Origin of the sequence: Bradyrhizobium sp. SZCCHNPS1003 (genome assembly GCF_032381555.1) — a bacterium.
Classification (GTDB): Bacteria; Pseudomonadota; Alphaproteobacteria; order Rhizobiales; family Xanthobacteraceae; genus Bradyrhizobium.
In genome coordinates, this window is the sequence record NZ_JAUHIU010000022.1 from 64,875 (window position 1) to 78,889 (window position 14,015).

Here is a 14,015-nt window from a genome sequence, read left to right on the forward strand (position 1 = left end):
GGAGGGGACGATGAAGACATTCGCCAAGAAGCGTATCGACCTGATCATCGAGATGCCGCTGCTGCGCCGGGTCACCGAGCGCTTCGACCAGGCCGGCGTGACCGGCTACTCCGTGCTGCCGGTGATCGCCGGGCGCGGCCAGTCCGGCCCCTGGTCGGCCGGCGGTCAGGTCTCGGAGGTCGGCCAGATGGCGGCCATCATGTGCATCGTCGATGGCGGCCGCGTCGATGCCGTCCTCGACGCCGTCTTTGCCGTGGTCCAGCATCAGATCGGCCTCGTCACCGTGTCCGATGTCGAGGTGGTCAGGCCCGAGCGGTTCTGATCGGGCGCGGCGGGGATTACGCCTCCGCCGCTACCTTCAGCGCCTCGGCGCGGATCTCCTCGACCAGCCGCTCCTTGAGCGCCACGAACTCCGGCGAGGTCTTGACCTTGTAGGAGCGCGGATGCGGCAGCTCGATCTTGATGTCGGCCTTGATGCGGCCGGGCCGCGCGCTCATCACCAGCACCCGGCTGCCGAGGAAGATCGCCTCCTCGATGTCGTGGGTGACGAACAGCACCGTCTTCTGGTCGCGCTCCCAGATGCCGAGCAGCATCTCCTGCATCAGCACGCGGGTCTGGTTGTCGAGCGCGCCGAACGGCTCGTCGAGCAGGAGAATCTTCGGATCGTTGGCGAGCGCGCGGGCGATCGCGCAGCGCTGCTGCATACCGCCGGACAGCTGCTTGGGCCAGTGGTTCTCGAAGCCCTTGAGGCCGATCTGCTGGATGAAGCGGTCGGCGATGGCATTGCGCGCGGCCTCCGCCACGCCGCGCTCACGCAGGCCGAAGGCGATGTTCTCGCGCACGCTGAGCCAGGGGAACAGCGTGTAGGACTGGAACACCATGCCGCGATCGGCGCCGGGGCCGGTCACCTCGTTGCCGTCGAGCAGTACCTTGCCGCTGGTCGGATGGTCGAGGCCGGCGACGATGCGCAGCAAGGTCGACTTGCCGCAGCCGGAGGGGCCGAGAATGGTGACGAAGTCGTTGGTGCCGATCGTGAGATCGACCGGCTCCAACGCGCGTGTCGGCGCATGGCCCTGGCGGGCCGGAAAGGTGCGCGTGACGTTGTCGATGACGAGCGTGGTCATGCGAGCTTCCACGGAAACAGCCAGGCGTTGAACGCCTTGAACAGGAAGTCCGAGATCAGCCCGATCAGGCCGATGACGATGATGCCGAAGATGATCTGTCCGGTGTTGAGCAACGCCTGGCTGTCGGTGATCATGTGGCCGATGCCGGAGGACGAGCCGATCAGCTCGGCGACGATGACGTAGGTCCAGGCCCAGCCGAGCGCGAGGCGCAGGACCTCGGCGATATCAGGCGCAGCGGACGGCAGCAGCACCCGGCCGATGATGCCGCGGTCGCTGGCGCCCAGCGTATACGCAGCCTCGACGAGATCGCGCCTGGTATTGCCGACAGTCACGGTGATCATCAGGATGATCTGGAACACCGAGCCGATGAAGATGATCAGAAGCTTCTGGAGCTCGCCGATGCCGGCCCACAGGATCAACAGCGGAATGAAAGCGGAGGCGGGCAGATAGCGCGCGAAGGACACGAACGGCTCGAGGAACGCCTCGATCGGCTTGTAGGCGCCCATCAACAGGCCGAGCGGAACGGCGATGACGGAAGCGAGCACGAAGCCGCCGACGACGCGCCAGACGGTCATGCCGATATCATAGAGGAAGCCGAACTTGGTCAGCAGATCCCAGCCCTCGTGCAGCATGGTCAGGGGATCGGCGAGGAACGTCTTCGGCACATAGCCGCCGAACGTCGCCAGCGACCACGCGGCGACGAACACGACGAAGAAGCCGAGGCCGAGCGCGGTTCTCGATCTGGCGCTGACGGGGTCGAGGGGACGGATCACGGATCAGGCTTTCGCGTTGGATGCAGCCCGCGAAGGATTGCGGGCTGCGGATGGTGAGTCTGAAAGAGCTCGGAGTACCCTGCTCATTGTTGGGCAAGATGCATCAACGCCGTCACTGCGAGGAGCGAAGCGACGAAGCAATCCAGAGGTCGCACTCTGGGCCCTGGATTGCTTCGCTTCGCTCGCAATGACGGATTGTGCGGGGCGGGCTTTAACGCCTACTTGATGAAGCTCGCATCATACAGATCCTCGATTTTCGGGATCTGCTTGATGATGCCAACCTCGAGCAGGAGCTCGGCGGCCTCCTTGTTGAAGGTCTTGAACTCCGTCTCGAAGAACTTCTGGCTCGCCGCCTTGTCCTGCCAGCGCAGATACTTTGCCGAGTTGCCGAACTGCTCGCCACTCTGCTTCACATCCGCGCCCATGATCTCGTACGCCTTGGCCTGGTCCTTGGCGATCATGTCGAGCGCCTCGTAGTAGCTGTCGGCGAGCGCCTTGGCGGCCTTTGGGTTCTCAGTCAGGAACTTCGGCGTGCAGCCGAACGTATCCATCACCATTGGATAGTCCAGCGTGGTCGCGATGATCTTGCCCTTGTCGGGAGCGGCGCGCACCGTCGACAGATACGGCTCGTAGGTCATCGCCGCGTCGTTCTGACCGGCGACGAAGGCCTGCGCTGCGGCGGCCGGCTCCAAGTTCACGATGGTGACGTCCTTCACCGTGAGGCCGTTCTTCTTGAGCATCCAGGCCAACCCGAAATAGGGCGAGGTGCCGGGTGCGGACGCGGCGACGGTCTTGCCCTTCAGATCCTTGATGGAAGCGATGTCGTTGCGCACGGCCATGCCGTCGGCGCCGTAGCTCTTGTCGAGCTGGAAGATCTGCTTGGTGGCGACGCCGTTGGCGTTCCAGGAGATCCAGGTCTCGACCGTAGTTGCCGCGCACTGCACGTCGCCGGCGGCGATCGCGAGGTGGCGATCCTTCTGCGGGATCTTCTTGATGGTGACGTCGAGGCCGTTCTTCTTGAAGATGCCGGCTTCCTTCGCCAGCGTCAGCGGCGCGAAGCCGGTCCAGCCGGAAATGCCGATGCCGACCTTGACGTCATCGGCGTAGGCGGTCGTCGAAGTCAGGAGCGCGGCCGTTACTGCAAGTAGCCCGAATCTGCGCATCGTCATCGTCCTTTGCGGTGGGAGGAAACTGGTCGCGCGGCTCGCGCGCCGTCAAGGCTGCGCGGTCCGCCTGCGTCTGCAAGCGTGCTTGCAAATCTCGTGCTCAGGCCGGGCGCGCTTGATCGTTTCATTCGCTGCCCCTGAACCGCGCCACAAGCCGATGCTGCTCGCCGGGATAGACCAGCCGCACCGCTGTGAGCGGCTGGTTCTGGCGCCAGGTGTGCCGCTCGATCACGAGGCAGGGTGCGCCGATCGCGATGTCGAGCCCATCGGCGATCGCCTCGTCGGCGACGATGGCGCTGATCGCATGCTCCGCTTCGGTCCATGGCACGTGATGTAGCAGCCAGGAGCCGGGCGGATCGACCTTGAAATTGGCCTTGGCCGCGTCGGGGACGGCATCGAGGTCGATCAGGCGATCCTCGATCGCGAATGGCAAATTGTCGGCGCTGTGCCGGCAGCGGATCGCGATCACCTTGCATGGCGTCTTGACGCCGAGGCGCTCGCGATCGGCCGCGTTGGCGGTGCGGCGCGTCGATGAGATCAGCTCGTAGCCATAGGCGCGGCCGAGCGCGCCGATCTCGGCGCGGATGTCGGGGATCTTCAGCACGGCCGACAGGAATTGCGGTCGCCGCACGAAAGTGCCAGCGCGCCGCCGCCGCTCGATCAGGTCGGCCTGGGCAAGCTCCGACAGCGCCTTGTTCACGGTCATGCGCGAGCAACCATAGTGCTCCATGATCTCGTGCTCGAACGGGATGCGATGGCCCGGCGGCCATTCGCCGGTGAGGATGCGGCGCTCGATGTCCTGCCGGATCGTCTTGTAGAGCGTGCCGGTTGCCTGCTTGGCGCTGTCATCGGCGAGGCTCATGCGAGCAGCCTCCGCACGGCCCTGTTGAAGCCGCGCCGGGCCGTGTCGCGCGAACGATGGTGGCCGCCCTGGACGACCTTGGCGCCGCCGGCCCAGACGCAGTCGATCGCGTCGTTCGACGTCGCGAAGATCCAGCCGTCGAGCAGCGCATCTTGCGTCCGCCCCGCGAGCGAAGGATGCGTCAGATCGAACGTGACGATGTCGGCACGGCCGCCCACCTGCAGCCCGGCGAGAGATTGCGCCAGCGCCTGCGCGCCGCCGGCGAGCGCGGCATCGAGAAGCGTGCGGCCCGTCGACGCATCCGGACTTGACGTCAGCACGTTGCGCTCGCGATGCGTCAGCCGCTGGCCGTATTCGAGCTGGCGCAACTCATCGCTAACGCCGACCAGCACGTTCGAGTCGGTGCCTACGCCGATGCGTCCACGCGCGCGCAAGAAGTCGCGCGCCGGGAAGATGCCGTCGCCGAGGCTGGCTTCGGTGATGGGGCAAAGGCCGGCCGTCGCGCCGCTGCTCGCGAGTGCCGCCGTTTCATCCGGCGTCATGTGCGTCGCGTGGATCAGGCACCAGCGAGCATCGACGGCATGATGATCGAGCAGCCATTGCACGGGACGCTGCGCCGACCAGGCCAAGCAGTCCTCGACCTCCTTGACCTGCTCGGCGGCGTGAATGTGGACCGGGCCGCCGTCCGCAAGCGGCAACAGCGCGCTCAGCTCATCCGGCGCCACCGCGCGGAGGCTGTGCGGCGCGATGCCGAGATTGGCGCCGGGAAGAGTGCTGATAGCCCTGCGCGACGCCGCGAGCAGCTTCTCGAAGCGATCGACATCGCAGATGAAGCGCCGCTGTCCCTCATGCGGCGCGGCGCCGCCGAACCCGCCATGCGCATAGAAGCTCGGCAGCAGCGTCAGGCCGATGCCGGATGATTGCGCTGCACCGGCGATGCGCACCGCCATCTCGGCGATGTCGGCGTAAGGCGTGCCATCGCGATCATGATGCAGATAATGGAATTCGCCGACCCGCGTGAAGCCGCGCTCCAGCATCTCGACATAGAGCAGGGTCGCGACCGCCTCGACATCGTCGGGGCTCATCGCCAGCGCGAAGCGGTACATCGTCTCGCGCCAGGTCCAGAACGTATCGGTGGAAGGTCCGCTGATCTCGGCGAGCCCGGCCATGCCACGCTGGAACGCGTGGCTATGCAGGCTGGCGATGCCGGGAACCGCGAGCGCGTGGCGCTCGTCGCCGGGTGCGAATGGAACGCCTGTGGTCACGGCCGCGATCGCGCCGTTGCTGATCACGACCTGCACGTCCTCAGCCCATCCCGTGGGCAGAAGCGCGGATGCGAAGTGCAGTGACGCCATGATCGAAAGCCCGCTGGACAGAACGGCGGAAGCGAGTTTATGTATAGACATATCGCCCGTCAAGCTTTCGTGAAGGTGGAGGCAGCAGCATGGCCGAGCGCTTCGATCGGATCTGGCACAATGCGCGGCTGGCAACGCTACGCGAGAGCGAGCCCGGACTTGGTGTGATCGAGCAGGGCGTGGTGGCTGCGCGCGACGGCCGCATCGCCTTTGCCGGCCCGCAGTCCGATTTTCCAGCCAATGCGGATGCGCCCGAGCGCATCGACTGCGAGGGCCGCTGGATCACGCCGGGCCTCGTCGATTGTCACACCCATCTCGTCTACGGCGGCGACCGCGCCCATGAGTTCGAGCTGCGCCTGGCGGGCGCGAGCTATGAGGAGATCGCCCGCGCTGGCGGCGGCATCGTCTCGACCGTCGCTGCAACGCGCGCCGCCAGCGAGGAGGCGCTGGCTGCAAGCGCTCTGCCGCGGCTCGATGCACTGCTCGCCGAGGGCGTCACCACGATCGAGATCAAGTCCGGCTATGGCCTGGAGACCGCGACCGAGCTGCGGCAATTGTCCGCAGCACGCGCGCTCGGCCGGCGGCCGGTCGGCGTGCGCACCAGCTTTCTCGGCGCCCACGCGCTGCCGGTGGAGGCTGGCGGCGACAAGGACCGCTACATCGATCTCGTCTGCAATGAGATGCTGCCGGCGGTCGCAAGGTCGGGCCTCGCCGATGCCGTCGATGCGTTCATGGAAAACATCGCCTTCTCTCACGCGCAAACGTCGCGGGTATTTGCCGCGGCGAAAGCGCTCGGCCTGCCGGTCAAGCTGCATGCCGACCAGCTGTCCAATCTCGGTGGCGCTGCGCTCGCCGCCGAATTCGGCGCGCTCTCGGCCGATCATCTCGAGCACACCGACGATGCCGGCGCCGCCGCGATGGCGCGCGCCGGCACGGTCGCAGTGCTGCTGCCCGGTGCCTACTACTTCATCCGCGAGACGCAGAAGCCGTCGGTCGAGCTGTTCCGCAAACATGGCGTGAAGCTCGCGCTCGCCACCGACTGCAATCCAGGCTCGTCGCCTTTGACCTCGCTGCTGCTCACGATGAACATGGCCGCGACCTTGTTTCGCATGACCGTCGACGAGTGTCTTGCCGCAGTGACGCGCGAAGGCGCCCGCGCACTTGGTCTGTCGGCTGAGACCGGCACGCTCGACGCCGGCAAATGGTGCGATCTCGCGATCTGGGACATCAGCCGCCCGGCGGAGCTGGTTTACCGCATGGGCTTCAATCCGCTGCATCAGCGTGTCTGGAGGGGCCAATGAGCACGATCATTGCGGCGCCCGGCCGCGTCGGCCTCGACGATCTCGCGCAGATCTATGCGGGAGCTGCGGTCGTGCTCGAGCCTTCCTATTGGCCTGACGTCGAGGCGGCGGCCGCGATCGTCGCCAAGGCGGCGCAAGGCGCCGAGCCGGTCTATGGCATCAATACCGGTTTCGGCAAGCTGGCCTCGAAGCGCATCCCGCCCGATCAGACCGCGCAGCTCCAGCGCAATCTGATCCTCTCGCATTGCTGCGGCGTCGGCCCGGCGACGCCCGAGCCGGTCGTGCGGCTGATGATGGCGCTGAAGATCATTTCGCTCGGCCGCGGCGCCTCGGGCGTGCGGCGTGAGATCATCGAGCAGCTCCAGGCGATGCTGGCGCACGGCGTGTCTCCGTTCGTGCCGCAGCAGGGCTCTGTCGGCGCCTCCGGCGATCTGGCGCCGCTCGCGCACATGACGGCGGTCATGATCGGCGAGGGCCAGGCCTTCCACGATGGCCGGCTGGTGCCCGGGCGCGAGGCGCTGGCGCACGCCGGCCTGACGCCGGTCACGCTCGGGCCGAAAGAAGGCCTCGCGCTGATCAACGGCACGCAGTTCTCGACGGCCTATGCGCTCGCTGGCCTGTTGCGCGCGCATGATCTGCTCAACGCCGCGCTGGCGGCCGGCGCGCTGTCGGTCGATGCCGCGATGGCCTCGACCGCGCCGTTCCGCCCCGAGATCCAGGCGCTGCGCGGTCATCCCGGTCAGATCGAAGCTGGCCGCGTGCTGACGGAGCTGCTCGACGGCAGCGCCATCCGCCTGTCGCATCTGGAAGGTGACGAGCGCGTGCAGGATCCGTATTGCCTGCGCTGCCAGCCGCAGGTCGCAGGCGCCGCGCTCGATCTGTTGACGCAGGCGGCGCGCACACTGGTGACCGAAGCCAATGCCGTCACCGACAATCCGCTTGTGCTGGTCGGGACCGGCGAGATCATCTCCGGCGGCAACTTCCATGCCGAGCCGGTGGCGTTCGCTGCGGACCAGATCGCGCTGGCGCTGTCCGAGCTCGGCGCCATCAGCGAGCGGCGCATCGCCACGCTGGTCGATCCCGCGCTGAACTTCGGCCTTCCGCCGTTCCTCACGCCGGAGCCTGGCCTGAACTCCGGCTTCATGATCGCCGAGGTGACGGCGGCGGCTTTGTTCGCCGAGAACAAGCAGCGCGCGCTGCCATGCTCGATCGACTCCACGCCGACCAGCGCCAACCAGGAAGACCACGTCTCGATGGCCGCGCATGCGGCGCGGCGGCTGCACGACATGGCTGACAATCTCGCTGCTATCATCGGCATCGAGCTGCTCGTCGCCGCCCAAGGCATCGAGCTGCGAGCGCCGCACGGCACCAGCGCGGCGCTGTCTGCTGTCATTGCCGCGCTGCGCGCGCATGTGCCGGCGCTGGTGCACGACCGCTACATGGCCGACGATCTTGCCAAGGCGGCCGCGCTCGTCGGTGGCGGTGTGCTGGCCACGGTTGCAACGCATGCACTCGGACGCGATCCGTTTCCCAAGCTTGGATAAGAGGGACCCATGAACCGACGCCTGGACAATGAACGGGTGATCCGCGCGCCCCATGGCAGCGAGATCAGCGCCAAGAGCTGGCTCACCGAAGCGCCGTTGCGGATGCTGATGAACAATCTCGATCCCGATGTCGCGGAGAAGCCGAGCGAGCTGATCGTCTATGGCGGCATCGGCCGCGCCGCGCGCGATTGGGACAGCTTCGACCGCATCGTCGCCTCCCTGCGCAAGCTCGAAGCCGATCAGACGCTGGTCGTGCAGTCCGGCAAGCCGGTCGGTATCTTCCGCACCCATCCCGACGCGCCGCGCGTGCTGATCGCCAACTCCAACATCGTGCCGCATTGGGCGACGCTCGATCACTTCAACGCGCTCGATAAAATGGGCTTGATGATGTATGGCCAGATGACGGCCGGCTCCTGGATCTACATCGGCAGCCAGGGCATCGTGCAGGGCACCTACGAGACCTTCGTCGAGGTCGGCCGCCGTCACTACAATGGCGATCTCGCCGGCAAGTGGATCCTGACCGCGGGCCTCGGCGGCATGGGCGGCGCGCAGCCGTTGGCCGCCACGATGGCGGGCGCGTCGATGCTCGCCGTCGAATGCCAGCCGAGCCGCATCGAGATGCGGCTGCGCACCGGCTATCTCGATCGCCAGGCGGCCACGCTCGACGAGGCGCTGGCACTGATGGCCGAGGCCGCCAACACCAAGAAGGCGGTGTCCGTCGGCCTGCTTGGCAACGCCGCCGAGATCTTCCCGGAGCTCGTGCGCCGCGGCGTGCGCCCCGACATCGTCACCGACCAGACCAGCGCGCATGATCCGATCAACGGCTATCTGCCGAAGGGCTGGACGCTGGCCGAGTGGGAGGCCAAGCGCGCGTCGGAGCCGAAGGCCGTCGAGCAGGCGGCGAAGACCTCTATGGTCGGCCACGTCCAGGCGATGCTGGATTTCCACGCCATGGGCATCCCGACGCTCGACTACGGCAACAACATCCGCCAGATGGCGAAGGACATGGGCCTCGCCAACGCGTTCGATTTTCCGGGCTTCGTGCCGGCGTATATTCGCCCGTTGTTCTGCCGCGGCATCGGCCCGTTCCGCTGGGCTGCGCTGTCGGGTGATCCGCAAGACATCTACAAGACCGATGCCAAGGTGAAGGAGCTGCTGCCGGACAACAAGCACCTGCACAATTGGCTCGACATGGCGAGGCAGCGCATCAAGTTCCAGGGGCTGCCGGCGCGGATCTGCTGGGTGGGGCTCGGCGATCGTCATCGCCTCGGGCTTGCGTTCAACGAGATGGTCGCCCGTGGCGAATTGAAGGCGCCGATCGTGATCGGGCGCGACCATCTCGACTCCGGCTCGGTCGCGAGCCCGAACCGCGAGACTGAGGCGATGAAGGACGGCTCGGATGCCGTTTCGGACTGGCCGCTGCTCAACGCGCTCCTGAATTGCGCGAGCGGTGCGACCTGGGTGTCGCTGCATCATGGCGGCGGGGTTGGCATCGGCTATTCGCAGCATGCCGGCATGGTGATCGTGGCGGACGGCACACCGGACGCGGCGCGGCGGCTGGAGCGCGTGTTGTGGAACGATCCGGCCACCGGCGTGATGCGCCATGCCGATGCCGGCTACGAGGACGCGATCGCGTGCGCCGAGGCCTACGGCCTCGACCTGCCGAGCCTGGCACGCTGAGGGCGTGCATTCCTCACGGGTTGAAGTGCGGCCCCTGATTGCGATCTCATGCTGACAACGCGAAGGGAACTCGTCGCGGTGCAGGGGAAGCTCATGGGGATCGCCTTCCGTTCTCGGCCATCGTCGGCCAGGACGAGATGAAGCTGGCGCTGATGATCGCTGTCGACGATCCGAAGGTCGGCGGCGTGCTGGCCTTTGGCGATCGCGGCGCCGGCAAGTCGACCGCGGTCCGCGCGCTCGCAGCGGGCAACTAGCTCCCCTTTTCGGTTTCCTCGTCGTCGCTTTCTTCTGGTTGGCTGAGGTCATACCGATCGAGCTTGGCGTAAAGGCTTTGGCGGCTGAGACCAAGAATTTCGGCGGCCGACGTCCGATTCCCATTGGCGAGCTCGAGCGCGGCACGGACGTAATGCTGTTCAACGACCTCGACCGTGCTCTTCACCAGCTTGCGCAGCGGAGTCTTGCCGACGGATTCGTTCAGGGCGGCCAGCGCGACCCTGAGGTTGTCATGCTCCGCAGTCGGCAACAGCCGCCTGGCGACGTTGCGCAGCACCAGCGCAATCCGGGGATGGCCGTCCAGACCATAGGCCGCAGCCGAGATCTCGACCTCCGTTTCGGTGCCGAGCTCGCCTTGGATGGTCGTGGATAGCAGCCGAACGGTGCCGTGGCGCTCGACGTTGGAGATCAGGACCGAAAGGTCGGCGCCTGGGCGCGTCAACCAGCGGCTCAGCTTCTCGCCGATGACCGCCTCCGTCGACCCGATCTCGACCAGTTCCAGAAACGCGCGATTCGCGCGCTTGATGGCACCGCCGCCGTCGATGCTGATGACGGCGTCGGGGAGGCTGTCGATCAGCGCTTCGGGATTGTCCGGAACGAGGCCAGGCTGCGCAGCCTTGCCGATCGGCGCCATCTGCAGCAGGAACATCGGCCCGGTATTGCTGGTCATCAGGGATCCCCTGAGCATCCAGGGGACGGCCTCTGCGCCGAGATGGACCACGATGCCGGGCGCCTTGCCCTGGTCGCGCACGCGTCTCAGCATCTGTTCAACCAGCTCGCGGTCAGTGGCTGGAATCTCCTGCAGAAACTCGCGGCCGACCAGATTGTCCCTGCGGCGGCCGGATGCCCCCAGCGCGGAGGCCGCGGTCCGGTTGGCTTCGACGATGCGCAGATCCCGGACCTTCGTCAGCAGTACGGCCTCGTTGGAATCCTCGATCACGAGCCGGTAGCGCGTTTCGATCTCGCGCAGCTTCCAATAGTCGCGCTCGATGGTCTGCTGGGCCGAGATCAGCCGGGCCTGCAGCTCGGCCACGGCCTGCAGGTTCTTGCCGATCGCGAGCATGCCAGCCCGACCGCCGAGCAGTACAGTCGTGAATTCCATCGGAAGTTCGAGGCCGCTGGGGAAGCGCTGCGTGATCTGGCGGAATGCGGAAATGCCGGTCCGCTTGGTGTCCTGCATGATGCGTTCGATCTTCTCGCTCGCACCGTCGACGATCTCGGACCAGGGACGGCCAAGCCACACGTCGACATTTTCGGATGACATGTTGGGAGACAGCGTCGCCTCACGGATCACGCCGTCCATGTCGAGCAGTAATGTCACGTCGGCGCGTGGACCGTGAAATTCGGCCATGGTCTAGGCACCCGTTGGAGACGCTCAAGGACCACGGCCGACGCCGTCGGTGTGCATCTTGAGGCGCTAGGTCGCATCCCGCTAACGTCTTGAGAGACTCGACAGTCCATGCTGCGCCCTCAGTGTCAAGGCTTATTTACAAGCACATACTTCCAACTGTATCCCTGCGCCCGCCGCATGCTCAAACTGCGGCTTGATCGCTCGTTTTCAGCGATCATTTCATCGACACATGGCATGACAAGTATTCATTGCACTAATCACTGTAAGGAATAGCTGCGCGAGGACTCGGAAAATCGGAACAACGCAGGATGCTGAGAGCGGGTGTGGTTGCGACGGTCGTGTTGGCAATTTCGGCCGACGGCACTCTCGGCGATCTGGGCCGAGATAGGGCTGGCGCAGGCCGCGTGAGGTCTGGTGCGCGCGCACATCGACGTGCGCGCGCACGGTGCCACCACGCCGGTCCCTCACCGCGCCGTCAACGGGGCAGGAACCGTGCGCCCTCCTTGCCGAGGAAATCCAGCATGGCCTGCGCCGGCGGCAGCAGCAGCTTGTCGGCGCGCCGTACCGCATGCCATTGCCGGATCACGGGCAGTCCGGGCACCTTCAAGGTGACCAGGCGGCCCTCGGAGAGCTCGTGCGACACCGTGTGCTGCGAGATGAAGGCGATGCCGAGGCCGGCGATGACGGCCTGCTTGATGGTCTCGTTGCTGTCCATCTCCATGCTGGTCTTGAGATGCAGACCGTGCTTCTCCAGGAAGGTCTCCATCAGCATGCGGGTTCCCGAGCCGCTCTCGCGCGTGATGAACACCTCGCCCGCGAGCTCTGCGGCCGCGATCCGTTTTCGGCGCGCGAGCCGGTGCCCCGCCGGCGCGACGATGACATGCGGATGCTTGCCCATCGGCCGCATGTCGACGGGAATGTCCGCCGGCGGCCGTCCCATGATGGCGATGTCGAGATCGTATCCTCTGAGCGCTTCGCGGATGGTGTCGCGATTGCCGATCCGCAGGGTGACGTCGATCTTGGGGAACCGTCGCGAGAATTCCGCTATGGCGAAGGGAACGAAATATTTCGCCGTGCTGACCGCGCCGATCGCGACCCTGCCGCCGCTGCGCCCCGCCAAAATGTCGAGCGCCTGCTCGCAATCCTGCAGCGCCGCCTCGACGCGTTCGGCCAGCGCCAGCACGCTGCGTCCGGCTTCGGTGAGAATCATGCCGTCGGTGGTGCGCTGGATCAGCGGCAGGCCGGCGAGCTCCTGAAGGTTGCGAATTTGCAGCGTGACCGCAGGCTGCGTCAGGTGAAGACGGCCGGCCGCGGAGGTGACCGATCCGGACTCCTGCACGGCTGCGAGCGCGCGCAGCTGGCGAATGGTGAGGTCGCGTGAGAAGCGCCGGCTCATGGAACCCTCGATATAAGGAAAACTTTTGTCGATCCAAAGATAATGAAATTTCCCTAATCACGCAAACCGGGCCTTGATGGGGGTGCGGCACGACCCCTTCGTGCCGCACGCATCAAGCTCTCCAAAGAATGGGCTGATGGCAAGGGAGTGGCCCATGGATCATCATCAGACATTGCAGGCACATCTGGCGGCGCAGGGTGCCGACGCCGATTGTGCCGCGGTCATCGAGGCTCTGGCCGAGGCGGCGCGCGAGCTCGCGCGGCAGATCGCTATCGCGCCGCTGTCCGGCGTCGACGAAGGCGCCGCCACCGTGAACGCCGACGGCGACGTCCAGAAGGCGCTCGACATCGTCGCCGACAATCTGATGCGGGATGCGCTGCGCCGGGCTCCTGTCGCCGGCATCCTGTCCGAAGAGGTCGATCGGCCGGAAACGGTCAACGCTGCTGCCCCACTTTGCGTGGCGATCGACCCGCTCGACGGCTCCTCGAACCTGCAGAACAACATCTCGGTCGGCACCATCTTCTCGATCCGGCTGCGCGGCCGCGACGTGCTCTCCAGCTTCTTCGAGCCCGGCACCGCGCAGCGTGCCGCCGGCTTTTTCGTCTACGGACCGCAGACCTGCCTGGTGCTCGCGATCGACCGCCGCGTCGATCTCTACGTCCTGCATCCGACCTTGCACGAGTTCATGCTCGCCAAGTCCGGAATCCGCATCCCGCAGGATACGCCGGAGTTCGCCATCAACGCCTCGAACCGCCGGCACTGGAGCGGGACGGTGCGCAACTATGTCGACGAATGCCTGGCGGGCGCCGCGGGCCCGCGCGGCCGCGACTTCAACATGCGTTGGATCGCCTCGCTGGTCGCCGAGGCCTATCGCATCCTGATGCGCGGCGGCGTGTTCCTCTATCCGGCCGACTCCCGCCCCGGCTATCGTGAGGGCCGGCTGCGGCTGGTCTACGAGGCGCATCCGATGGCGCTGATCATGGAATGGGCCGGCGGCTCGGCCTCGAGCGGCCGTTCGCGCATTCTCGAACTGTCGGCGCGCTCGCCGCATCAGCGCGCGCCGCTGATCATGGGCGACGTTCGCCTTGTTCGTGACGTCGACCAGCTGCACGAGGGTGTCGAGCCGCTGTTCGAAACCAGCGATGCGCCCCTGTTCGCGCGGCGCGGCCTGTTCCGCTGAGCCTGCCTGC

12 protein-coding genes and 1 pseudogene are annotated in these 14,015 nt (G+C 66.3%); 6 read left to right on the top strand and 7 right to left on the bottom strand.

What is annotated here, in order from left to right:
- Positions 1–10 precede the first annotated feature (10 nt).
- The gene (locus QX126_RS29085; protein WP_315733763.1) at positions 11–322 is read left to right on the top strand and encodes a DUF190 domain-containing protein; all 312 of its coding nucleotides are present in this window, start codon (positions 11–13) and stop codon (positions 320–322) included.
- Positions 323–338: 16 nt separating this feature from the next.
- Here the strand turns inward: QX126_RS29085 and QX126_RS29090 are convergent, their stop codons facing one another.
- The 5 genes from QX126_RS29090 to QX126_RS29110 all read right to left on the bottom strand — a co-directional run bounded on the left by QX126_RS29090 (position 339) and on the right by QX126_RS29110 (position 5,280).
- Entirely contained in the window at positions 339–1,124 is a 786-nt protein-coding gene (locus QX126_RS29090) for an ABC transporter ATP-binding protein (RefSeq protein WP_315785520.1), read from the bottom strand.
- A complete protein-coding gene (locus tag QX126_RS29095) occupies positions 1,121–1,894 on the bottom strand; it encodes an ABC transporter permease (RefSeq protein ID WP_315785606.1) in 774 nt (257 codons plus the stop codon). Before QX126_RS29095 ends, QX126_RS29090 begins: the two co-directional genes overlap by 4 nt.
- 221 nt (positions 1,895–2,115) lie before the next feature.
- A complete protein-coding gene (locus tag QX126_RS29100; protein ID WP_315785522.1) occupies positions 2,116–3,060 on the bottom strand; it encodes an ABC transporter substrate-binding protein in 945 nt (314 codons plus the stop codon).
- Between the two features lie 127 nt (positions 3,061–3,187).
- Positions 3,188–3,925, bottom strand: a complete 738-nt coding sequence (hutC, locus tag QX126_RS29105; protein WP_315785525.1) for a histidine utilization repressor — start codon at positions 3,923–3,925, stop codon at positions 3,188–3,190.
- Complete coding sequence (locus tag QX126_RS29110; protein WP_315785527.1) at positions 3,922–5,280, bottom strand: formimidoylglutamate deiminase; 1,359 nt, start codon at positions 5,278–5,280, stop codon at positions 3,922–3,924. The genes hutC and QX126_RS29110 overlap by 4 nt, the downstream gene beginning before the upstream one ends.
- Positions 5,281–5,369: 89 nt before the next feature.
- Here QX126_RS29110 and hutI point away from each other — a divergent pair, with 89 nt between their 5' ends.
- From hutI to QX126_RS33625, 4 genes and pseudogenes are all read left to right on the top strand, one after another.
- Positions 5,370–6,581 (top strand): imidazolonepropionase, encoded by a 1,212-nt coding sequence (gene hutI / locus QX126_RS29115; RefSeq protein ID WP_315785530.1) that lies wholly within the window; start codon positions 5,370–5,372, stop codon positions 6,579–6,581.
- On the top strand, positions 6,578–8,125 hold the full coding sequence (gene hutH, locus QX126_RS29120; RefSeq protein WP_315785532.1) for a histidine ammonia-lyase: 1,548 nt from the start codon (positions 6,578–6,580) through the stop codon (positions 8,123–8,125). Before hutI ends, hutH begins: the two co-directional genes overlap by 4 nt.
- A 9-nt stretch (positions 8,126–8,134) precedes the next feature.
- The gene (hutU, locus tag QX126_RS29125) at positions 8,135–9,805 is read left to right on the top strand and encodes a urocanate hydratase (protein WP_315785534.1); all 1,671 of its coding nucleotides are present in this window, start codon (positions 8,135–8,137) and stop codon (positions 9,803–9,805) included.
- Positions 9,806–9,843: 38 nt separating this feature from the next.
- Positions 9,844–10,050 (top strand): annotated as a pseudogene (locus tag QX126_RS33625) (magnesium chelatase ATPase subunit I); the annotation flags it as partial.
- Between the two features lie 5 nt (positions 10,051–10,055).
- On the opposite strand, the gene ppsR reads toward QX126_RS33625, so the two are convergent.
- Together ppsR and QX126_RS29140 are read right to left on the bottom strand one after the other, a co-directional pair.
- On the bottom strand, positions 10,056–11,429 hold the full coding sequence (gene ppsR, locus QX126_RS29135) for a transcriptional regulator PpsR (protein ID WP_315785537.1): 1,374 nt from the start codon (positions 11,427–11,429) through the stop codon (positions 10,056–10,058).
- Between the two features lie 475 nt (positions 11,430–11,904).
- Entirely contained in the window at positions 11,905–12,825 is a 921-nt protein-coding gene (locus QX126_RS29140; RefSeq protein WP_315755203.1) for a LysR family transcriptional regulator, read from the bottom strand.
- Between the two features lie 136 nt (positions 12,826–12,961).
- Here QX126_RS29140 and QX126_RS29145 point away from each other — a divergent pair, with 136 nt between their 5' ends.
- Positions 12,962–14,005 carry a class 1 fructose-bisphosphatase gene (locus QX126_RS29145; RefSeq protein ID WP_315785540.1) on the top strand — a complete coding sequence of 348 codons (1,044 nt, stop codon included), beginning with the start codon at positions 12,962–12,964 and terminating at the stop codon, positions 14,003–14,005.
- Positions 14,006–14,015 lie beyond the last annotated feature (10 nt).